Origin of the sequence: Aurantimonas marianensis (genome assembly GCF_024195285.1) — a bacterium.
Taxonomy (GTDB): domain Bacteria; phylum Pseudomonadota; class Alphaproteobacteria; order Rhizobiales; family Rhizobiaceae; genus Aurantimonas; species Aurantimonas marianensis.
Window position 1 is genome coordinate 11,628 of the sequence record NZ_JALHBS010000034.1, and the last position, 20,582, is coordinate 32,209.

Genomic DNA, 20,582 nt, shown 5'->3' on the forward strand with positions numbered 1-20,582 from the left:
CGGGGCGATCATAGCCGATTGTAGAAGGGCAAACCCTGCTCGCCGTTCCGGATGCGAAGATCGGTGACGCGCGGAGGATAGTCGTCGGGCATCGTTGGACGGCCCGACCCGTTGTCCCAACGTCGTTTTCGGTATCGGCGATGTCGCAGCGGGAAGATTGGTCTGCCGCCCTTTGCCTTACCCTCCATCGTGACACGGTGCCATCCGCGCGACATGCGCCGTCACCGTTCCCTGACGAGGCCTTGGGAGAGGCCGCTGGCGAGGAGGCCATCATGGCGGATGACGACGAGATCGTACTGGCCGAGCTCTCCGACGACGATCTCGTCGCCCAGATGAAGGACGACCTTTACGACGGGCTGAAGGAGGAGATCGAGGAAGGCACCCAGATCCTCCTGGAACGGGGTTGGACACCCTACGACGTGCTGACCAAGGCGCTCGTCGGCGGCATGCAGATCGTCGGCGAGGATTTTCGCGACGGCATCCTTTTCGTGCCGGAAGTGCTGCTCTCGGCCAACGCCATGAAGGCCGGCATGAAGATCCTGCGTCCGCTGCTGGCCGAAACCGGCGCGCCGAAACAGGGCAAGATGGTGATCGGCACCGTCAAGGGGGACATCCACGACATCGGCAAGAACCTCCTCGGCATCAACATCGACGTCGACAAGTATCTCGCCGCGCTCGACGAGCACCAGCCGGAATTCCTCGGCATGTCGGCGCTGCTGACGACGACGATGCCCTACATGAAGGTGGTCATCGATACGCTGGTTCAGAAGGGCCGGCGCGACGACTATATCGTCCTTGTCGGCGGCGCACCGTTGAACGAGGATTTCGCCAATCAGGTCGGCGCCGACGCCTATTGCCGCGATGCGGCGATCACGGTCGAGATCGCCAAGGAGCTGATGGCGCGCAAGCACAATCAGCTCTGAGCGCCATGGGCCGGATCATATGCCCCTTCCCCCATCTCGAGACTGAGGTTCCGAGCGTCGGCCGGGCAACGCGCAGAGCCGACATCTCGCCAGCGCCCGTTTGCAGTGGCCATGCAAACGGCGCGGAAGCCCAAAGGCTCCGCGCCGGTTCATCGTCCCGATCGTCGGCTGTCTACTCGGCGACGTCCCTGACGGCCGCCCCGGTTGCGTCGACCGTGTTGCCAAGGTCGCGGCCGACCCCGCGCACGGTGTTGGCGCAGGCCGAAAGCAGGAGCGCGCCGGCGAGAACTGCGGACAGTATTGCGATGCGGTGGGTCATGCTGCCGTCTCCGTTCCGGGAATGTGACGGAAAAACGAAATGGGTCCGCGCGGGTTCCCCGACCCGGCGAAATTTTCGTTCGGAAGGCTGATGTTCGACGGTCCCGCCCACGCCTTCCCGCCCTCCCGTGAGGATGTCGAGCGGCTCACGGTCATCGCCTGCGGCGCCATCGCGCGGGAGATCGTCGCCATCCTCGCCGCCAATGGCCTCGACCACATCGACCTCACTTGTCTACCGGCGGTGCTTCACAATGCGCCAAAGAAGATCGCGCCGGCGATCGAGGCCGCCATCCTCAAGACCCGAAGCCGGGGCGCATCCAGGATTTTCATCGCTTATGCGGATTGCGGCACCGGCGGTCATCTCGACGCGGTCTGCGAGCGTTACGGCGTCGAGCGCATTGCCGGCCCGCACTGCTATTCCTTCTTTGTCGGCAACGATCGCTTCGCCGTCGAGGGCGATGCCAACATGACCACCTTCTGGCTGACCGATTTTCTTGCCCGTCAGTTCGACGCCTTCATCGCCAAGCCGTACCGTCTCGACCGCTATCCCGAAATGACGGCGATGCTGTTCGGCCACTATGAACGAGTCGTCCACATCGCCCAGACCGACGACGCCGAGCTCGATGCCAGGGCGCGGGCGATCGCGCACCGCCTGGGACTCGCCTACGAGCGACGCTTTGTCGGCTATGGCGATCTCGTCGGCGCAATCGCCACCGCGGCCGGCGCCGGCCGCCCCCAGCCGGCGACAGGCTGAATGGCGCCTTGCGAGGCCTCCGACGGTTACGGACCGATCGCATCGGCAGGAGATCGTTTCTCCGATAGGCCGCGCAGCCGCTTGATGTTTTGCGCAGAAACGCCGATTTAATATCCATTCAGTCATAGTGTTTGCCGACTCCCTCATTAAGTGGGAGAGCGTTCCTGCGGATTTGGCATCGCCTGCCTCATGCCGTTCCGTTCCGCAAACCCGTTTTACCGAGTATCGACCGTGTCACCCGCCGCCTTTTCCAACATTCGACGATCGCTGCGGCGACGCGGGGCCAAGCGGCAACGACGCATTTCCGCGATTTTGCGGGGCTACACCCATCGCGATCCGACCGGCCCGACGCTCGGCGAGTTGTCCCAAGCCTTCGATACGCGGGCGTATGGCGCCTTCTTCATTCTTCTAGGCGGGCTCAATCTGATTCCGTTGCCGCCGGGGGCCTCGCTGCTCTTCGGCATACCGCTCATGCTGTTTGCCCTGCAACTCGCGATTGGGCGCCACCGGCTCTGGCTGCCTGACCGCGTCCATCGGATCCGCCTCAGCGCCGATACTCTGGGCATGGGGATGCGCAAGATCGGACCCACGCTGCGTTGGATCGAGCGTCTCGCACGGCATCGCTATTGGCCCGAGCCCGAATGGGTGCTGCTCGTCGCGGTCGGCTGGTTCTGCTTTCTGATGGCCGCGCTGGTGACGCTTCCCTTTCCGCTGACCAATATGGCGCCCGGCGTCGCGGTCGCACTCGCCGGGGTGGCGATCACCGCACGCGACGGCCTCTGGCTGATTGCCTCGATCGTCCTCGGATTGGCTTCTGGGCTGGTCCTTGCCGGCGTCTATGGCGCCGCGGCTCTCGCGGTCATGCAGATCTTCTGACCCGGCCGGCGGCATTGCGCCCGCCGGACCATGTCGAATTTGGCACCGGGTGGCTTGCGGTCCTCGGCCAAGCATCGGACACATCGACGCAGCCTATCCATCGCTCCGCATCCGCAAAAACTCCGGATTTCCCGTCAGGCGCCGAATGTCGCAAAGCCGCCGCGTGTCGTCGCGTCCGGCATAGCCAGCCGCTTCGTCTCAGGCCACATTGTATGAGCAGGAGGCGGCCCGTATGGCAGAAACGCAGATCGTCTATTGGCGCGATATTCCCGCCCAGGTGATCGTCCGCCAGGGGCGCAAGGCGGCACGTCGCGAACTCCCGATACGGTTCATCGAGGCGATCGACCGCTGCGCCATGCGCGTCGGCGCCCAGGATTCCGAGGCCTATCTCGCCGAGTGGCGGCGCGACAGCGCGGCCTGCGAGGCGGACGACCTCGAAGCCGCCGCCACGAGCAGATTGACCGAACTCGATCAACGCTACGACCGGGACCGCCTCGCGGCGCTGGTCGCCAACGAGGGGCGTGAGCCATGATACAGGATCTGCCGTTGCCGCGGCATCATATCCCCGCCTCGATCGAGGGAGCTCCGAAGCAGGCGCTGGAATCGCCGGAGCTTCGCGATCTGTTTCCGGCAGGTACCAAGGTCTATCTGACCGATGTCGGTGTCGACTCCGTCAAGGATTTCATCCGCGCGGTGAAACGAATTTCCGACCTCGGCTATGCGCCGGTCCCGCATATACCGGCGCGCCGCATCCGCAGCCGCGACGAATTGGAGACCCGTATCCGGGCCTATGCCGAGGACGCGGGCGTCGACGACATGCTGGTCATCGGTGGCGGTCTCGATCGACCGGCGGGACCGTTCACCTCGACTATGGAGGTTCTGGAAAGCGGCCTTTTCGACCGCTATGGAATCCGCCACATCGGGGTCGCGGGTCATCCCGAGGGCTCGCCCGACTTCTCGGCCGCCACCGCCGAAGAGGCGTTGCGCCTCAAGCGCGACTTCGGCGAGCGCACCGGGGCGCATATGCGCATCGTCACCCAGTTCGGTTTCGACGCCGACGCATTCATCAACTGGTCGCTGGCCATCCGCGAGGCAGGCGTCGGCCTGCCCATCCATCTCGGAATCGCCGGTCCCGCCAAGATCACCACGCTGATCAAATACGCCGCGCTTTGCGGTGTCGGCAACTCCATCGCCTTCCTGAAGAAGCGGGCCCTCGCCCTGACCGCTCTCGCCACGACACATTCGCCGGAATCCGTGGTCGGGCCGATCGAGCGGCACTGGCGGGAGACGCTGGATTCGCCCGTCCGGCAGATCCATGTGTTTCCCTTCGGCGGGCTGGTGAAATCCGCCGCTTGGCTCACCGAGCGCGGCTCCTGGCCGAGCGAGGCATCGCGCTTCGGCCGCGACCTCGAGCGCCAGCACGGCTGAACGCCGGCCGGACCGAATCATCCTGCAGCCCCCTCATCGGAAAGATCGCCCATGACCCGTACCGTCGTCGCCTCGGCCAAGAGGGAGATCGTGATCGGCTTCGACGAACCATTCTGCGTCATCGGCGAGCGGATCAATCCGACCGGGCGCAAGAAGCTCGCCGCCGAAATGGTCGCCGGCAATTTCGACACCGTCACCAGGGACGTCCTCGATCAGGTCGCCGCCGGCGCGACCATGCTCGACGTCAATGCCGGGGTCACCGCCGTCGACCCGAACGTCTCGGAGCCGCCGCTGTTGGTCCAGACCATCCGCCTCGTCCAGAGCCTCACCGATCTGCCGATCTCGATCGATTCCTCGGTTTCCTCCGCCATCAAGGCGGCGCTGGAGGTTGCCGAGGGGCGTCCCTTGGTCAATTCCGTCACCGGGGAATTGGAAAAGCTCGAGGCGATCCTGCCCCTGATCAAGAAATACGACGTGCCCGTCGTCGCCATCTCCAATGACGAAACCGGAATTTCCGAAGACCCGGATGTGCGCTTCGAGGTGGCGAGGAAAATCGTCCAGCATGCCGCCGACTACGGCATCAAGCCTTGCGACATCGTCGTCGACCCGCTGGTCATGCCGATCGGCGCGATGGGCACGGCCGGTCGCCAGGTGTTCGCGCTCGTGCGCCGCCTGCGCGACGAGCTCGGCGTCAACACCACCTGCGGCGCCTCCAACATCTCTTTCGGCCTGCCGCACCGCCACGGCATCAACGCCGCCTTCCTGCCGATGGCGATCGCCGCCGGCATGACCTCGGCGATCATGACTCCCTGCCGGCCGCAGGAGATGGAAGCGGTTCGCGCCGCCAACGTTTTGATGGGCAACGATCCGTCCTGCGGAACCTGGATCCGCAACTACCGCGACGTGCAGCCGGCGGCTGTCGTAGCGGCGAATTCGGGAAATGCCCCCAGCGCCCGCAGGCGCGGTGGCCGCGAAGCGCGCCGGGCGCAGGGCTGATGTCAGCACCCGATCGGCGCGTGCCACGTCCCGCCCCATCGGGGCATGCCTTGCGCCGTTCTTTTCGCACCTGCGAAATAAACTTGGCCGGCCGTGCGACCCTTTGCACGCTGGGGCGTTTCCTTGCGGACAATCCCGAAAGGATATTCGCCCATGAGCCGCCGCCATCCTCTTTCCAAGGTCTTCCTCGACGCTCCCAGGAGCGCGGCCGAGATGTCGACGCTCATGACGATGTCGCCGATCGTGATCGGCAGCCGCATGATGCAGTTCTGGATGTCGGCCGCCGCGCCGACCGCCGGCGACCGGAACGAAGCCTCGCGAATGATCAGCGAGAAGATGCAAGCGGCGGGCGAGTCGCTCCTCGCCATGAACCTGGCCGCGATGGAAGCCGCCACCGCGGCCACGCTCGGCGCCGTTACAGGACGCGGCAGCCATTCCAACCATGGCGACGCGATCATGTACGCCGGCCTGAAACCCTATTCCCAGCGCGTGCGCGCCAATCGCAAGAGATTGTCGAAGTGACGCATCGGAGGCCTCGTAAGGGCGCTGCCGGCGAAGCCCTCATCCTGAGGCGCGGGCGCAACGAGCCTCGAAGGGCGAGGGCCGGCACGATTCAAGGCTGATGGCCGCGCGATGATCCAGCAAGACCCCCTCGTTCTGTTCATGCCGTCCGGACGGCGCGGCCGCTTCGCGAAAGGCACGCTGGTCATCGAGGCAGCGCGTTCGCTCGGCGTCTATGTCGAGAGTGTCTGCGGCGGCCGCGGCATTTGCGGCCGCTGCCAGATCGAAGTGGCCGAGGGCATCTTCGCCAAGCACAAGATCACCTCGGCGGCCGATCACCTGTCTCCCTGGTCCGCCAAGGAAGCGCGTTATGCCGCCAGACGCAGCCTGAAGCCCGGCCGTCGGCTCTCCTGCTCCACCACCATCGAAGGCGACCTCGTCATCGACCTGCCATCCGACATGGCGGTCAACGCGGCGGTCGTCCGCAAGGCGGTCGACACGCGCGATTTCCCGCGCGACCCGGCGATCAGGCTGCTTTACCTCGATCGCATTTTCGCGGCGCTGGAAAAGGATTGGGGCATCTCGGCGCCGATCGTCGATCCGGGGATTCTTCGCCATGTTCAAAAGACGCTGCGCGACGGCGCCTGGAAAGTCACCTGCGCGATCGCCCATGATCGCGACGACGAGCGCCCACGTCTGATGGGACTCTATCCCGGTCTCAAAAACGAGGCCTATGGCATCGCCGTCGACATCGGCTCGACAACGATCGCGCTGCATCTATCGTCGCTCCTGTCCGGCGCCACCATCGCCTCGGCCGGCACGCCCAATCCGCAGATCCGCTTCGGCGAGGATCTGATGAGCCGGGTGTCCTACGTGATGATGAACCCCAGTGGCCGGCCCGAGATGACCAAGGCGGTGCGCGAGGCGATCCAGGCCTTGGTCGAGGAGGTCGCGACCGAAACCAATATCGCCCCGACCGACATCATGGACTGCGTCTTCGTCGGCAACCCGATCATGCATCACCTCTTCCTCGGCATCGATCCTACCGAACTCGGCCAGGCGCCCTTCGCGCTGGCCGTGTCCGGCGCTCTAGCCGTGCCGGCCAGCGACCTTGATCTCAGCCTGCATCCGGCGGCCCGCGCCTATCTCCTGCCTTGCATTGCCGGCCATGTCGGCGCGGACGCGGCGGCCGTCACGCTCTCGGAAGGCCCGCATCGCCAGGACGAGACGATGCTCGTTGTCGATGTCGGCACCAATGCCGAAATCCTGCTCGGCAACCGGCAGCGGCTTTTGGCCGCCTCCTCGCCGACCGGCCCGGCCTTTGAAGGCGCCGAGATCTCGGCCGGCCAGCGCGCCGCGCCGGGCGCGATCGAGCGCGTTCGCATCGATCCCGAAACGCTGGAGCCCCGCTTCAAGATCATCGGCGTGGATAGCTGGTCCGACGCGTCGGGATTCGCCGAGGCCGCCCGATCCGTCGGTATTACCGGCATCTGTGGCTCCGGCATCATCGAGGTGATCGCGGAAATGTTTCTCGCCGGCATCATCACCGAGGACGGAATCATCGACGGGTCGCTGGCCGCCCGCTCGCCTCGCATTGTCCCGGAGGGGCGCACCTTCGCCTATGTCCTCCATGAAATGCCCGGACGGACGATCAGCATCCTGCAAACCGACGTACGCGCCATCCAGCTCGCCAAGGCGGCCCTTTACGCCGGCATCAAGCTGCTGATCGACAAGTTCGGCACCGCTGGTGAGTCCGGCACGATCGACCGGGTTGCCCTGGCCGGCGCGTTCGGCTCCTTCATCGAGCCGAAATACGCCATGGTCCTCGGACTGGTGCCCGATTGTAACGTGGAAAAGTGCGGCTCGGTCGGCAATGCGGCCGGCGCCGGCGCGCGCATGGCGCTTTTGAACCGGTCCTATCGCCGTGAGATCGAGGCAGTGGTCAAGCGCATCCAAAAGGTCGAGACCGCGCTGGAGCCTGCCTTCCAGGATCATTTCGTCGCCGCCATGGCGTTTCCGAACAAGCGCGACGCCTATCCCGAACTGGTCAAGGTGCAAAGGCTGCCCAACCGCGATGCCGAGGGCCGGCCGATCCGACGCGCCGACGATGCCGAAGGTGACGCGCCCCGGCGCCGGCGCGGCGGTCGTCCTCCCCGCTGAACCAGACTGTTGCGATTGACGCGGCGCCGCCCGAGGCTTATCCCCCAAGGCGTCGGCGCCCAGACAACGAGCGCCCGAACCCTTTTCCACGAATTACGATTGGTCCATGTCAGTTTTGAAACCCAAGGGTGCGGATTTCGTCGAACGCCGCACAGCCGCGCAAGAAGCGAAAGCAGCCCTTCTCGAAAAGATGAAGGCGAAGCAGAACGATCCAGCCGCCGAGGCCCGCCGCGCCGAGCGCGCGGCCATCGTCGCGGCTCGCGAGGAGCGTCAGGCCAAGAAGCGCGCCGAGGCCGAAGCCAAAGCCCGCGAAGCCGCCGCCCAAAAGGCCGAGAAGGAAGCCGAGCGCCTCGCCGCCGAAGAAGCCGCCAAGGCCGAGAAGAATCGGCCGGTGGCCCAGATGGTCGCCGACGAAGCCGCCCGCAAGGCGGCCCGCGACGCCAAATACGCCGCTCGCAAGGCCCGCAAGCGCTAGCATCAGGCCAAAAACGGCACACGCCCAAGCTGGCTGTTGACTGATCTGGGAGCGAAAGACGTCGCTTGCGCAGGAAAACAATCCCGCGCAATCTGGCCCGATTCGACCGCTTGGTCGCAATGTCGTGGAAGCGAGGCCGTCGCCGGTCGCGTTAGGGTCAAAGGCATGTGCCGATGAGGATCGCGTCAGCGGCAACCGGCCAGCCGCGCTTTGGTAGCGGCCAGACGGCCAGGATTGACGGGACAGCCAGCCAGGCTGCGCCCAAGCGCACCATCGTGTTCCTGCTTGCCCCGAATTTCTCGATGATAGCCTTCGCGACCGCTATCGAGCCGCTCAGGATCGCGAACCGCATCGTCGGCCGCGAGATTTATCGCTGGCGCCTCGCCTCGACCGACGGTGCGCCGGTACGCGCGTCGAACGGCGTCGACGTGGCCGTGACCAGCTCCGTGGAGGCCGAACGCCGCGCACTCCCCGGCGAGAACCGGCCCTCGATGGTTTTCGCCTGCTCCGGCGTCCTGGTCGAGGATTTTTCCGACAAGGCGGCCTTTTCCTATCTGCGCGAGGCCCATCAGCGCGGCATTTCAGTCGGCGGTCTATGCACCGGTGCCTGGATTCTCGCCCGCGCCGGACTCCTTGCCGACCGCCGCTGCGCCATCCATTGGGAGAACCTGCCGGGCTTTGCCGAAGCCTTTCCACGCGCCGATGTCTATGCCGACCTCTTCGAGATCGACCACAACATCTACACCTGCGCCGGCGGCACGGCCTCGCTCGACATGATGCTCGCCCTGATCGGCGAGGATCTGGGGGAGGACGTGGTCAACCGGGTTTGCGAGCAGGCGCTGACCGACAGGGTGCGCGGCCCCCAGGACCGGCAGCGCCTGCCGCTGCGCGCGCGGCTCGGCGTCCAGCATGCCAAGGTTCTGCAGGTGATCGAGATCATGGAAGCCAACCTCTCCGACCCGCTGTCGCTGGTCGAGATCGCCCACGCGGTGGGGCTTTCACGCCGGCAGGTGGAGCGTCTCTTCGACAAGGAGATGGGCCGCTCGCCGGCGCGGTACTATCTGGAGATCCGGCTCGATCGGGCCCGGCGCCTGCTGATGCAGTCGCAATTGCCGATCGTCGAGATCGCCGTCGCCAGCGGTTTCGTCTCCGCGTCGCATTTTTCCAAATGCTACCGCGAACTCTATTCGCGCTCGCCGCAGCAGGAGCGCGCCGGACGCGCCGCGCTGTCTCCCGCCTGATCGCGCGGGTGGCCCCGCCGCCCTACTGGAAATCCTCGATCCAGCGCTGCTGACGCTGCTGCCACAGCCGTTCGCCGATCAGACAATCGGCGGCCGGGGCGTTCTGGGTCCGGATGACGCTCGCCGTGCCCATTTCCTGGACATCGGGCCAGGTGCCGGCGAGTTCCAGCACCAGCTTGCGCCGTACCGCCTCGGGAAATTGCGACCAATCGTCGACCGGGATGATGAAGGCCGACGGCCCGCCGATGACGCAGTCGGTATAATAGCGATCAAGGTCCGGGATCGACCCCCATCCGAAGCCTTCCGACGAGGTCATCAGCGGCAAGCCGTTGATCGTGATCCCTCGGGCGACCGTCGCATCCCGCGCGGCGGTCACCATCCGTCCCTGATTGTTCGGCCCGTCGCCGGACAGGTCGATGATCCGCCGAACGCCGTCGAAGCCGTTGTGATCGAACAACGGTGCGATGAAATCGAGCGCTGAGGCGATGGACGTGCGCCGCTGCCGTTCAGGTTCCTCCGTCGCCAGGCGATAGGCGAAGCCCTCCGCCGAGGCCTTGGAATCGATCAGGGTCCAGGGCACGACGATCGATTGCGAGAACATGCCGGCCCATTCGATATAGGTGACCGCGACGCGGCCGTGGCCGCCCTCCATGATCGCCCGCTGCACGGCGTCGCTCCGGAAGGCGGCCGTATAGCCATCGCGCTGGATCGCCTGTTCCCCCCGATCCATCGACCAGGAGACATCGACGGCCAGGACCAGTTCCACGTCGACCTTCAAGCCACCGCCGCGGTCCGCGCCGTCATCCGCCCCGATGTCGCCGAGCCCGCGCTGTTGCGCCGCCGCCGGGCCGAACGCGCCCGCGAGACCGGCGAGGAACAGGGACGCGGCGAATGTGATGGCTGAACGGCGCATGGCTATATGGTCGCGCTGATCGGATGGTCCGGCAAGACACAAAGCCGTCAAACCCTAGAGACGCGCCGCGCCGCCGTCGCTACGAACGGAGCCGGTCGTTATCCGGATCGAACGGACTTTCGCCGACCACGATCGCGTCGTACAGCGTGCCGAGTATCTTGATCTGGAGGCGCGTGCCCTCGCCCGCATGCTCCGGCTTCAGCATCGCGAGCGCCAGGCTCTTGCCGACCCGCCAGCCGAAACCGCCGTTCGTCGCCCGGCCGGCCAGCGTCCCGTCGGCGTAGATGGGTTCGGACCCACGGGCATCGGCATCGGACACCCCGTGGACCTCAAGCGTCGCGAACTGCCAGCGAAGCCCGGCCTCGCGCGCCTGGACCACCGCGTCGCGGCCGATGAAGTCGCCCTTGTTCGGATGAACGAATCTGTCAAGACCAGACTCGAACGCGTTGTATTCGATGGAGAGTTCGCGCGGGATCTGGCGGTAGGATTTTTCCAGCGCCATCGCACCCATCGCCCGAATGCCAAAGGGACGGATTCCGAACTCGGCGCCCGCCTCCATCAGCATGTCGTAGAGCGCGTTCTGCATCTCGATCGGATGATGCAACTCCCAGCCAAGCTCGCCGACGAAATTGACCCGGAGCGCGTCGAGGCGGACGGGTCCGACCGAAATACGCTGCCCGGTGAGCCACGGAAACGCCGGGTTGGTGAGGTCGGAGCGCGTCAGCTTGGCGAGAACATCGCGCGAGCGCGGCCCGGCGAGCACCAGAACGCCGAGCCGGTTCGTGGCGGGATACACCTGGACGCCGCCGCCGTCCGGCAGCGCCTTTTGCAGGATGTCGTGGTCGATCGACTCGTAGCCGCCGCCGGAGACGAGATAGTAACTCTGTTCGCCAGCCTTGAAGACGGTGAACTCCGAGCGCACGCCGCCCGCCGGCGTCAGCAGATGGCACAGCGCGATGCGGCCCGTCTTTTTTGGAATGCGGTTGGCGAGAAGACCGTCGAGCCAGCTTGCGGCGCCCGGCCCGGTGACGACGGCCTTGGCGAACGGCGTCATGTCGAGCAGGCCGACGCCTTCATGCACCGCCCTCACCTCGTCGCCGACCGGTGCGAAATAGTTCGAGCGACGGAACGACCAGCGCTCGCGAATCCGGCCGGTGTGATCGACCGGCGCGTGGTTGTGCTTCATCAGGACATCGGCGCCGACGTCAAGTTCGGCCTCCGGCACCGCGTAGCCCTCCGGCGCGAACCAGTTCGCCCTCTCCCAGCCATAGACCGACCCGAACACCGCGCCGAGCGCCTTCTGGCGCTCATAGGAGGGCGAGGTCTTCAACGGCCGCGCGGCGGCGCGCTCCTCGTCGGGGTAGTGGACGGAGAAGACGTTGGCATAGGCCTCCTCGTTCTTGGCGCGAAGATAGCCCTCGCCCGCATACGGGCCGAACCGGCGCGGATCGACGCCGATCATGTCGACCGTCGGCTCGCCCTCGACGATCCATTCGGCGAGCTGCCAGCCGGCCCCGCCGGCGGCGGTGATGCCGAAGGAATGCCCCTCGTTCAGCCAGAAGTTCTTCAGCCCCGGCGCCGGGCCGACGATGGGCGAGCCGTCGGGCGTGTAGGCGATGGCGCCGTTATAGACCTTCTTGATACCGACCTCGCCGAACGCCGGAACACGCGCGATCGCCGTCTCGATATGCGGCATCAGGCGGTCGAGATCCTCCTGGAACAGCTCGTACTCGCTCTCCCTGTCGGGCCCATCGTGATAGCAGCAGGGCGCGCCGACCTCGTAGGGGCCGAGAATGAGCCCGCCGTTTTCCTCACGCATGTACCAGGAGGAATCGCTCTCGCGCAGGACGCCCATTTCCGGCAGGCCCAGCCGCTTGCGCTCGACGATCGCGGGATGCGGCTCGGTGACGATATATTGGTGCTCGACCGGGATGACCGGCACGGCGAGGCCGACCATGGCGCCTGTCCGCCGGGCGAAGTTTCCGGTCGCCGAGATCACGTGTTCGGCGACGATCTCGCCCTTGTCGGTGGTGATCTTCCACTCGCCGGAGGCGAGTTGCTCGATGCCGGTCACGGCGGTATTGCGATGGATCGTGGCACCGCGGTCGCGGGCCCCCTTGGCCAGCGCCTGGGTGAGGTCCGCCGGCTGGATGTAGCCGTCTTCGGGATGCTGGATGGCGCCGAGGAGCCCCTCGGTCTCGCAGAGCGGCCAGACTTCCTGCACCTCATCGGGAGTGAGGAATTTGAACGGCACGCCGATCGTCTCGGCGATTCCGGCATAATACATATACTCGTCCCAGCGGTCCTTGGTGCGGGCCAGACGAATGTTGCTTACGTTGGAGAAGCCGACATTCAGACCGGTCTCCTCCTGGAGCTCACGGTAGAAGCGTACCGAATATTTGTGCAGCTGGCCGACCGAATAGCTCATGTTGAACAGCGGCAGGAGGCCGGCCGCGTGCCAGGTCGAGCCCGAGGTCAATTCCTTGCGCTCGATCAGAACACTGTCGGTCCAGCCCTTTTTCGCCAGGTGATAGAGCGTCGAGACCCCGACCACCCCACCGCCGATCACCACCGCGCGCGCCCGTGAATTCATGCCTGCCGCTCCGAGCTTTACCCTCACCGGCGGACACACCGCCTCTCGGATCCAACCCTAGCGGAACGCTTCGGGCGGTTTCAGCCTCTTTGCGACATCCGCGATGCCGCGCGCGGCGGGGGCAACTCCGACAGCCGCGGTTTCCATGCTTCGAGCAGGATGATCGCGAAGGCCGCGACGAACATGAAGTAGACCCGATCGTCCGGCAGTGGGAAGGTGACGAACTTGCCGAGGAAGCACAGGACGATCGCCGTCAGCATCATCGCGGCGCGGCGTGCCGGCGCACGGCCGTTGAGGACGAGCATCACCCATCCCAAGAGCAGCAAAGCCATGATTGCCGGCCAGTTGTTCATGCGCAACGCGACGCTGATCCCGCGCACGACGCCGCGAAGATAGTCGATGACGCTGAACGCCGGCGAAAAACCCGCCATGTCGTTTTGCAGCGCGACGTTGGAAAAATAGAAATGCGGCCACCAGCCGGGGTGGCCCGCGGCTTGTGCGATCAGAGGATAGGCGACGACGGCCACGGCGAAGGCGACGAGTGCCGGCAACCGCGCGTAGCCGAAGGCCAGCGCCGCCAGCAGCAGCGCGAACAGGAAGATGATCCCGTCCGGCCGTACGAGGTACATGGCGACGAGGAACGGCACCGAGGGCCATGGCCGGTTCTTGACCATGAGGTAGATGCCGACAAGCCCGAACACGGCCATGTAGAGATCCGGCGTCGCCAGCATCCCCATGTTGAAATAGCCGGCCAGCAGCAGGATCAGAACCAGAAACAGGCCTGATTCGGCGAAACCGTGCCGGACCATCCAGAACAAAAGCACGAGACCGACGGCAAGGGCGGAAAGTGAACTGACCAGGGTGGTGGCGAAAACCGGATCGATGACGCGATCGAGCCAGCGGACCGTCTGCAGATAGCCGATCTTCACCCGGTACATCGGCAGTTGCGAGACGAAGTGGGCGGGGTTCTGCCACAGGTCCGCGTTGTAGGGATTGCCTTCGCTCAGCTCGTACCACTGCCCTTCGGAAGCCCGCTCCTTGATGCCGGCCCAGGCCTCACGGTGAAGTTCGACCGGATCGCTGATGCGATCCTCCAGGGAGACCGCGATGTAGGGCGCCATGTCCCAATTGTATTCGGGCTTGACCAGCGCGAAGACGGCTGTGGCGAGGACGACCAGCGTGAACACCGCGATCGACGCCGCCCGGACGACGCGCGGCGACAGCATGGTGCGCAATCTCGCGCCGAGATGGCGCACGGGTTGCCAATCGACCGGCGTCGCGATGTTTTCGGCAAGGCTCATGGCTCGGTCCCTCGCGGGTTCTGAAACGAAGACGGCGACGCCGCGCGGGGCGCGGCATCGGTCGGTCAATTCATCTGCGACTTGACGAAATCCTTGACGATCGAGACGATACCGCGCGCCAGCAGCGCGTCGAGCGCGTCGCAGAACTGGTCGACATGCTCCTCGCCGCAGATCATCGGTGGCTCAAGCCGGATGACGTTGCGGTTGTATTCGGTGAAGGCGACCAGCACGTCGTAGTCGCGCAGCAGCAGCGCCCCGATGAAGCCTGACAACGAACCTTTGAGCTTTTCGTCGAGAATCGCCACCATCGGGCGCAGCGCCAGCGGCAGCGTGCGGGAGAAGTCATGGAACTCCAGCCCGACCATCAGCCCCTGGCCGCGCACGTCCTTGATGATCGACGGGTAACGCGACTTGATCTCGTTGAGGCGGGCCAGCAGATGCGCGCCGACCGCGTCGGCATTGCCGATCAGATCGTCGTCGTAGAGGACGTTGAGACCCTCGATCGCCGTGACGCAGGCCTCGCCGATGCCGCCGAAAGTGGCCTGTGCGTGGATCATCGCCGTCTTCGGCGTGCCATAGGCCTTCATATAGACCGCGCGCCTGGCGATCATCGCGCCGACCGCCGCCTTGCCGGCGCCGAGCGATTTGGCGAGCGCGGTGACGTCCGGCACGACGCCGTGATGCTCGAAGGCGTAGAAGCGCCCGGTGCGCCCGTAGCCGCACTGCACCTCGTCGGCGACCCACAGGACGTTGTGCTTGTCGCACAGCGCCCGCACGCCCTGCCAATAGGCGGTCGGCGCCCCGATGATGCCGCCGCCGCCCTGCACCGTTTCCAGCACCACCACGCCGATGTCGGGGTCGCTGCGGACGGCGTTGGTCAACGCCTCGAGGTCGCCGAACGGGACCTTGTAGGTGTTGCCGACCAGCTTGAACTCACCCTGATAGAGCGGCGAATCCGTCAGCGAGAGAACACCCTTGGTCTTGCCGTGGAAGGAATTCTCGGCATGGACGATCTTGCAATTCTTGCGGCCCGAGGCGCGCTCGGCGACCTTCACCGCCGCCTCCATGGCTTCCGATCCGGACGAGCCGAGGACCACCATGTCGAGGTCGCCGGGCGAACAGGCGGCGAGATTCCTGGCGAGCGCCGCGGCGTATTGGGACAGAAACGCGATCGCGATCTCGTGGCGCTTCTCATCCTGGAAACGTTGCCGCGCCGCCAGAATGCGCGGATGGTTATGCCCGAAGGCGAGCGAGCCGAAGCCGCCGAAGAAATCGAGGATCTTGCGGCCGTTCTGGTCGATGTAATACATCCCCTCGGCGCTCTCGACCTTCACCTTGTTGAAGCCGAGCAGCTTCATGAAATGGAACTGGCCGGGATTGATGTGATCCTTGAAGAGGTCGGCCATCGTCTGCACGTCGAGCGCCTTGGCGTCCTCGACGGTCATGAGATCGGGTTTGGCCGGCCCGCGCCGAAACGGCTCGTCGAGCGCGGGAGCGGTGACCGTAGGGCGATCGAGCATATCGGCTCTCCTGATTCTTATTCGGCGGGTTGGGTGAAAGCGGTGGAAGCGGGCCGATGGTCCTCGAACTTGGCTCGATACTCCGAATAGGCGGCGATGAGCATGTCCTCATCGCGATGTTGGGGAACCCAGCCGAGATCGCGCTCGCCCTTCGACACATCGAGAACGCACAATTCGTCGGCGATCAGATACTGTTCGGGATCCATCAGCGGCACATTCAACAGGTCGAGAAGGTCGAGCGTCCGCTTGACCGCCCAGCCCGGCGTCGGCACGAGGATGGACTTCGAATCGGCGTGCTTGACCAGATCGCCGAGCAGGCGCCGCACCGGCGGCGGGTTGAGGGAACCCAGATTATAGGCCTCGTTCGGCACGCCGGCCTTCCAGGCGAGCCGCGCCGCTTCGGCGCAGTCGAACACCGAGATGAACTGATAGGGGTTCCTGCCCGATCCGATCATCGGCACCGGCAGGTTGCGGTCGACCAGCTTGAACAGCTTTTCCAGGATACCGAGCCGGCCCGGCCCGATGATCAGCCGCGGGCGGAACAGCGTAATGTTCATGCCCCGCTCGCGCCATTCGCCCGCCAGATACTCGGTGTCGAGCTTCGACTGGCCGTATTCGCCGAGCGGGGCGACCGGATGCTCCTCGGTCATCGGATGGGCGACCGTGTGGCCGTAGATCATGTCGGTGGTGAAATGCACAAGGTTCGGCGCGCCGACGGCGTGCATGGCCTCGATGATGTGCTTGGTGCCGAAGAAGTTGACCGGATAGAAAAAGTCGTAGCGCTTGGCCCGCGGCATGATCGGCGACAGCATCTTGGCCGACAGATTGTAAACCATGTCGTCGGCGCCGATCGGCACGCGCCGGACAGCGTTCGTGTCGGTCACATCGGTCGCGACGAAGGTGCAGCGTCGATAATGGCGCAGATCGCTCTTGTGGATATCAGCGACGACGACCTCTTCGCCGTCCTGCACGAGCTTTTCGGCCAGGTGACGGCCGACAAAACCGTCGCCGCCGAACAGGATATGCTTCATCGGGAAACCTCGTGTGCGGGGTCTGTGGAAAGTGCGGCGATGTCGTCCTCGCCGTGGATCCTGGAGCCTCCCTGGGCGATGAACACCGTGCCGAGGCAGATCAGGGCGATGCCGCCGACGCGCATGGCGTTGAGATCCTCGCGAAAGACGAAATAGGCGAAGAACGCGACCGCGACATAAGCGAGCGACAGAAACGGATAGGCATAGGACAGCTCGACCTTCGACAGGACGAAGAGATGCGAGGCCATCGAGATGACGAAGGTCAAGAGGCCGAGGAAGACCCAGGGACTGAAGACAATCTGCAGGATCTTGACGAACGGATTGACGCCAGCGAACGATAGGGGGCCGAGCTGGATCATGCCGTATTTCAGCATCACCTGCGCCGCCGCGTTGGTGAACACCGTGAACAGGATGAACGGGAGAAACTTCGCCATCGATACCGCCTTGTCGGGATGGGCCACGTCTTCGACGCCGTCGCTAACCAATTGCATAGTATAAATCCGTGCGATATGGGTTAAATTGGTCAACTGATCGGTACTGTGCGCGAATTCGCGAGAATTACGGTAAATATTTTCTTGATGTTATGGGTTTAATTTTATCTTTTGATCTACAGATCGGGACGCCGTTAGGGCAGATCGCCTCCAGAAGTCCGACACGATCGCCGGATCCCGGAATGCTTCGAGTTCGCGCCAGCGGGGAAAGCCGGCGGCAAAGGTCTCGGGGGACATGCGGGCGTCCTTGTAGGGATTGACGGCGCCGCCCGCGTCGACGGTGATCCGGTCGAGCGCCGCCAGCAGGCGCAGCGTTCTCTCGCCGCGATGGGGAAAGTCGAGGGTCAGCGTGTAGCCCGCCCGCGGAAAGCTGGTCAGGCCGGGACTGATCTGTTCGCCGAAGCGTTTGAGAACCGTGAGGAACGAGCCGTGATGGTGGCGGCGGGCGCATTCGATCAGCGCCCGGACGGCATCGCGGCCGGTATCCGGCGGCACCACGCTCTGGTGCTGATGCAGCCCGCCCGGACCATAGAGCCGGTTCCAACCGCCGATCCGGTCCAGCGGATAGAAGAACTGGTCGAACGATACGATCCGCTCGGTCGTCCCCTTCCCGGCCTTGCGGAAATAGGCTTCGTTGAAGGCCCGGAGGGCCAGTCCCCGCAGCGGACTGAACGGCGGCGTGAACGGGACCTGCGCCAACGGGCCACGGGCGATCCCGGTCACATCGCCCTTCGCCGCGTGATCGCCCGCAATCAAATGACCGCGGCCGAGCGCGGCGCCGCCGGCGAGCGAATCGATCCAGGCAACCGCGTATTCGTGCCGCCTGTCGGCGTCCTCGGCGATCTCGAAATAGTCGTCCAGCCGGTCGAAGCGCGTGGTCGTCTGGACGATCGACAGCGACGGAACCTTGAGCAGGCGGATGGTCGCGCGCCGGATCAGACCGGTAAGCCCCATGCCGGAGACGGTCGCGGCGAACAGGCCTGGATTGCTGGTTCTGGTGCACGGGATCAGGCCGTCGTCCGAACGATCGAGATCGAAGGCCTCCACCCATCGGCCGAATGTGCCCCGGCGATGATGATTCTTGCCGTGGATGTCGTTGGCGATGGCGCCGCCGAGGGTGACGAACTGCGTTCCCGGGGTCACCGGCAGGAACCAGCCTTGCGGCGCCACATGCCGGGTGATCTCGCACAGCAGCACCCCGGCATCGGCCGTCAGCAGGCCGGCGATCGGATCGAAGGAATGAATGCGGCTCGCCGGACGGCTGTCGATCAGCGTCCCGCGATCGTTGTGGCAGCTGTCCCCGTAGGAGCGCCCATTACCGAACGGCAGGAAGGTCGCATCGCCGCATGCCGGAACGCCGGGCAATCGCGCCGCCTCTACGGCAAGCCGCCTGGCCGGCCGCAGCCTGCCCCAGCTCTCATAGGCGAAGTCAGACATAGGCGGCGGCAAGGAACATCATCGCGCCGAGCCCGATCATCAACTGACTGCGCCAGTCCCGCAGGATGAAGACCACCGGGTCCTCGTGCATCTCGTCACGGCGGGCCAGGATCCATATCCGCACGATGATGTAGAGAACCAGCGGACAGAGCGCCCATGCAAGGTACGGCTCGGTGAATTGCTGACGGATTTCCGCGCTGTCGACGTAGAGCGCCAGCACGAGAACGGAGGCGAAGCCAGAGGCGAGGCCGGCCTGGGACAGCGTTTCCAGATCGGCGTCGACGTAGCCGCGTCCGGTCTTGGAGCGGTGCGCGCCGGTGCCAAAGTCCTGAAGTTCGGTGAAGCGCTTCACCAGAGCGAGCGACAGGAAGAAGAACAGGGAAAAAGCCAGGAGCCAGAACGAGGCCTCGACACCGGAGGCTTCCGATCCGGCAATGATGCGCATGGTGTAGAGCCCTGCCAGAACCAGAACGTCGATCAGCAACATGCGCTTGATGAACAGCGAATAGGCGGTCGTGGTCACCAGATAGAGGCAGAGGACCGCGAGAAAATGCGCCGGCAGAATCCAGGCGATCGCCACTGAGGCGGTCAGCAGCCCCACGGCGAGCTTCAGTCCGGTGGGGATTGCCAGCGCCCCGCTCGCAAAGGGGCGATTTCGCTTCGACCGGTGCTTGCGATCGGCGGTGAGATCGACGAGGTCGTTGCCGATATAGACCGCCGAGGCCGCGAGCGAGAAGCTGACGAAGGCCAGAACGGCCCCGGCCAGCATCTCCAGATTGAACAATTCCTGCGACAGCACCATCGGCACGAAGATCAAGAGATTCTTCATCCACTGATGCGGACGCAATGCCTTAATAGCCGGCCTCAGCCAGCCGCCGTCTTCGTCGATGCGGTGGGCGCCGCTGCTCTTTTGCCAGCGATCGGCGGCGCGATCGGGGGCGACCACCGTGGCTTCATCCGCCTTCTCGAGCAGGCAGAGATCCTCGTGGGAATTACCCACATAATCGAAGCGGCCCTCGCCGCAATCGCTCATGATGCGGTCGAGCTTGCGTTCCGCTGTGAGATTGACCGTCTCGTCGGAGGCCATGACCGCATCGAACACACCCAGGTGTTCGGCAACCGCATGGGCGAGCTTTTCGTTCGCGCCGGTCGCCAGGACGATGCGCCGGCCGTCCGCCCGCGCCTGGCGAAGCTGGGATACCACATCTTCCCGATAGGGAAGCAAGGCCGCGTCGAACTCCACCGCGGCGGCGAGTTCGGCCTTCAGACGCGCCTTGCCTGAAGCCAGCCAGCGCGGCAGGCGATGGAGGGTTCGCGGCCTCTGTCGCAGCGTCAGAAACAGGGTCTCCCAAAGCAGATCGCTGCGGATCAGCGTTCCGTCGAGATCGACGAAGATCGTATTGTCCGTCTGCGGTGCTCTGGCGTCCAACGGTCCAGCCCTCCTGCCGCGCCACGCGGAAGAAGATCGCGCAACGTTCACGGGACCGTTATGCGCGGCCGCGGTTTCAACGCGGTGAATTCTTGAGGATTTGCCGCCAGTTACCAAGAAGAACTTGCGAAGACGGTAAACAACAATGCAAGGCCATACCGCCGAGGCAGCATTTCGTTGATGCCTGCGTCGCGG

General features: G+C 65.0%; 19 protein-coding genes. 10 read left to right on the plus strand and 9 right to left on the minus strand.

Features of this window, described 5'->3' with window-relative positions; genetic code table 11:
- Nucleotides 1–272: 272 nt before the first annotated feature.
- Nucleotides 273–923, plus strand: a complete 651-nt coding sequence (locus MJ956_RS06345; RefSeq protein ID WP_253963638.1) for a corrinoid protein — start codon at nucleotides 273–275, stop codon at nucleotides 921–923.
- A 172-nt stretch (nucleotides 924–1,095) separates the two neighbouring features.
- Here MJ956_RS06345 and MJ956_RS06350 read toward each other — a convergent pair whose 3' ends face one another.
- Entirely contained in the window at nucleotides 1,096–1,242 is a 147-nt protein-coding gene (locus MJ956_RS06350; protein ID WP_253963639.1) for an entericidin domain-containing protein, read from the minus strand.
- A gap of 90 nt (nucleotides 1,243–1,332) precedes the next feature.
- Between MJ956_RS06350 and MJ956_RS06355 the strand changes: the two genes are divergently transcribed.
- From MJ956_RS06355 to MJ956_RS06395, 9 genes are all read left to right on the plus strand, one after another.
- Nucleotides 1,333–1,995 carry a DUF1638 domain-containing protein gene (locus tag MJ956_RS06355; RefSeq protein ID WP_253963640.1) on the plus strand — a complete coding sequence of 221 codons (663 nt, stop codon included), beginning with the start codon at nucleotides 1,333–1,335 and terminating at the stop codon, nucleotides 1,993–1,995.
- A gap of 231 nt (nucleotides 1,996–2,226) precedes the next feature.
- Nucleotides 2,227–2,871, plus strand: a complete 645-nt coding sequence (locus MJ956_RS06360; RefSeq protein WP_253963641.1) for an exopolysaccharide biosynthesis protein — start codon at nucleotides 2,227–2,229, stop codon at nucleotides 2,869–2,871.
- A gap of 232 nt (nucleotides 2,872–3,103) precedes the next feature.
- A complete protein-coding gene (locus MJ956_RS06365) occupies nucleotides 3,104–3,403 on the plus strand; it encodes a virulence factor (protein ID WP_253963642.1) in 300 nt (99 codons plus the stop codon).
- The gene (locus tag MJ956_RS06370; RefSeq protein ID WP_253963643.1) at nucleotides 3,400–4,299 is read left to right on the plus strand and encodes a methylenetetrahydrofolate reductase; all 900 of its coding nucleotides are present in this window, start codon (nucleotides 3,400–3,402) and stop codon (nucleotides 4,297–4,299) included. Before MJ956_RS06365 ends, MJ956_RS06370 begins: the two co-directional genes overlap by 4 nt.
- Before the next feature lie 51 nt (nucleotides 4,300–4,350).
- On the plus strand, nucleotides 4,351–5,295 hold the full coding sequence (locus tag MJ956_RS06375) for a methyltetrahydrofolate cobalamin methyltransferase (RefSeq protein ID WP_253963644.1): 945 nt from the start codon (nucleotides 4,351–4,353) through the stop codon (nucleotides 5,293–5,295).
- Between the two features lie 153 nt (nucleotides 5,296–5,448).
- Nucleotides 5,449–5,817 carry a hypothetical protein gene (locus MJ956_RS06380; protein ID WP_253963645.1) on the plus strand — a complete coding sequence of 123 codons (369 nt, stop codon included), beginning with the start codon at nucleotides 5,449–5,451 and terminating at the stop codon, nucleotides 5,815–5,817.
- A gap of 111 nt (nucleotides 5,818–5,928) precedes the next feature.
- The gene (locus tag MJ956_RS06385) at nucleotides 5,929–7,956 is read left to right on the plus strand and encodes an ASKHA domain-containing protein (RefSeq protein WP_253963646.1); all 2,028 of its coding nucleotides are present in this window, start codon (nucleotides 5,929–5,931) and stop codon (nucleotides 7,954–7,956) included.
- Nucleotides 7,957–8,062: 106 nt separating this feature from the next.
- The gene (locus MJ956_RS06390) at nucleotides 8,063–8,431 is read left to right on the plus strand and encodes a DUF6481 family protein (RefSeq protein ID WP_253963647.1); all 369 of its coding nucleotides are present in this window, start codon (nucleotides 8,063–8,065) and stop codon (nucleotides 8,429–8,431) included.
- Nucleotides 8,432–8,733: 302 nt separating this feature from the next.
- Nucleotides 8,734–9,672: a GlxA family transcriptional regulator gene (locus MJ956_RS06395; RefSeq protein WP_253963664.1), complete on the plus strand. Its 939-nt coding sequence runs from the start codon at nucleotides 8,734–8,736 to the stop codon at nucleotides 9,670–9,672.
- A 22-nt stretch (nucleotides 9,673–9,694) separates the two neighbouring features.
- Here MJ956_RS06395 and MJ956_RS06400 read toward each other — a convergent pair whose 3' ends face one another.
- The 8 genes from MJ956_RS06400 to MJ956_RS06435 all read right to left on the minus strand — a co-directional run bounded on the left by MJ956_RS06400 (nucleotide 9,695) and on the right by MJ956_RS06435 (nucleotide 20,387).
- Nucleotides 9,695–10,585, minus strand: a complete 891-nt coding sequence (locus tag MJ956_RS06400; protein WP_253963648.1) for a DUF1194 domain-containing protein — start codon at nucleotides 10,583–10,585, stop codon at nucleotides 9,695–9,697.
- Nucleotides 10,586–10,664: 79 nt separating this feature from the next.
- A complete protein-coding gene (locus MJ956_RS06405; protein ID WP_253963649.1) occupies nucleotides 10,665–13,178 on the minus strand; it encodes a GcvT family protein in 2,514 nt (837 codons plus the stop codon).
- Between the two features lie 80 nt (nucleotides 13,179–13,258).
- Nucleotides 13,259–14,479 (minus strand): hypothetical protein, encoded by a 1,221-nt coding sequence (locus MJ956_RS06410; protein ID WP_253963650.1) that lies wholly within the window; start codon nucleotides 14,477–14,479, stop codon nucleotides 13,259–13,261.
- Between the two features lie 65 nt (nucleotides 14,480–14,544).
- Nucleotides 14,545–15,999, minus strand: a complete 1,455-nt coding sequence (locus MJ956_RS06415) for an aspartate aminotransferase family protein (RefSeq protein WP_253963651.1) — start codon at nucleotides 15,997–15,999, stop codon at nucleotides 14,545–14,547.
- Between the two features lie 17 nt (nucleotides 16,000–16,016).
- The gene (locus MJ956_RS06420; protein WP_253963652.1) at nucleotides 16,017–17,030 is read right to left on the minus strand and encodes an NAD-dependent epimerase/dehydratase family protein; all 1,014 of its coding nucleotides are present in this window, start codon (nucleotides 17,028–17,030) and stop codon (nucleotides 16,017–16,019) included.
- The gene (locus tag MJ956_RS06425) at nucleotides 17,027–17,464 is read right to left on the minus strand and encodes an EamA family transporter (RefSeq protein ID WP_253963653.1); all 438 of its coding nucleotides are present in this window, start codon (nucleotides 17,462–17,464) and stop codon (nucleotides 17,027–17,029) included. Before MJ956_RS06425 ends, MJ956_RS06420 begins: the two co-directional genes overlap by 4 nt.
- 147 nt (nucleotides 17,465–17,611) lie before the next feature.
- Nucleotides 17,612–18,958, minus strand: a complete 1,347-nt coding sequence (locus MJ956_RS06430) for an FAD-binding oxidoreductase (protein ID WP_253963654.1) — start codon at nucleotides 18,956–18,958, stop codon at nucleotides 17,612–17,614.
- The gene (locus tag MJ956_RS06435; RefSeq protein ID WP_253963655.1) at nucleotides 18,951–20,387 is read right to left on the minus strand and encodes a UbiA family prenyltransferase; all 1,437 of its coding nucleotides are present in this window, start codon (nucleotides 20,385–20,387) and stop codon (nucleotides 18,951–18,953) included. Before MJ956_RS06435 ends, MJ956_RS06430 begins: the two co-directional genes overlap by 8 nt.
- Nucleotides 20,388–20,582: the final 195 nt, after the last annotated feature.

What these genes read in the sequence shown, in the direction of transcription:
- MJ956_RS06345 (WP_253963638.1), top strand. Translation starts at nt 273, where the DNA reads ATGGCGGATGACGACGAGATCGTACTGGCCGAGCTCTCCGACGACGAT.
- MJ956_RS06350 (WP_253963639.1), bottom strand. Translation starts at nt 1,242, where the DNA reads ATGACCCACCGCATCGCAATACTGTCCGCAGTTCTCGCCGGCGCGCTC.
- MJ956_RS06355 (WP_253963640.1), top strand. Translation starts at nt 1,333, where the DNA reads ATGTTCGACGGTCCCGCCCACGCCTTCCCGCCCTCCCGTGAGGATGTC.
- MJ956_RS06365 (WP_253963642.1), top strand. Translation starts at nt 3,104, where the DNA reads ATGGCAGAAACGCAGATCGTCTATTGGCGCGATATTCCCGCCCAGGTG.
- MJ956_RS06370 (WP_253963643.1), top strand. Translation starts at nt 3,400, where the DNA reads ATGATACAGGATCTGCCGTTGCCGCGGCATCATATCCCCGCCTCGATC.
- MJ956_RS06375 (WP_253963644.1), top strand. Translation starts at nt 4,351, where the DNA reads ATGACCCGTACCGTCGTCGCCTCGGCCAAGAGGGAGATCGTGATCGGC.
- MJ956_RS06380 (WP_253963645.1), top strand. Translation starts at nt 5,449, where the DNA reads ATGAGCCGCCGCCATCCTCTTTCCAAGGTCTTCCTCGACGCTCCCAGG.
- MJ956_RS06385 (WP_253963646.1), top strand. Translation starts at nt 5,929, where the DNA reads ATGATCCAGCAAGACCCCCTCGTTCTGTTCATGCCGTCCGGACGGCGC.
- MJ956_RS06390 (WP_253963647.1), top strand. Translation starts at nt 8,063, where the DNA reads ATGTCAGTTTTGAAACCCAAGGGTGCGGATTTCGTCGAACGCCGCACA.
- MJ956_RS06395 (WP_253963664.1), top strand. Translation starts at nt 8,734, where the DNA reads ATGATAGCCTTCGCGACCGCTATCGAGCCGCTCAGGATCGCGAACCGC.
- MJ956_RS06400 (WP_253963648.1), bottom strand. Translation starts at nt 10,585, where the DNA reads ATGCGCCGTTCAGCCATCACATTCGCCGCGTCCCTGTTCCTCGCCGGT.
- MJ956_RS06405 (WP_253963649.1), bottom strand. Translation starts at nt 13,178, where the DNA reads ATGAATTCACGGGCGCGCGCGGTGGTGATCGGCGGTGGGGTGGTCGGG.
- MJ956_RS06410 (WP_253963650.1), bottom strand. Translation starts at nt 14,479, where the DNA reads ATGAGCCTTGCCGAAAACATCGCGACGCCGGTCGATTGGCAACCCGTG.
- MJ956_RS06415 (WP_253963651.1), bottom strand. Translation starts at nt 15,999, where the DNA reads ATGCTCGATCGCCCTACGGTCACCGCTCCCGCGCTCGACGAGCCGTTT.
- MJ956_RS06420 (WP_253963652.1), bottom strand. Translation starts at nt 17,030, where the DNA reads ATGAAGCATATCCTGTTCGGCGGCGACGGTTTTGTCGGCCGTCACCTG.
- MJ956_RS06425 (WP_253963653.1), bottom strand. Translation starts at nt 17,464, where the DNA reads ATGGCGAAGTTTCTCCCGTTCATCCTGTTCACGGTGTTCACCAACGCG.
- MJ956_RS06430 (WP_253963654.1), bottom strand. Translation starts at nt 18,958, where the DNA reads ATGTCTGACTTCGCCTATGAGAGCTGGGGCAGGCTGCGGCCGGCCAGG.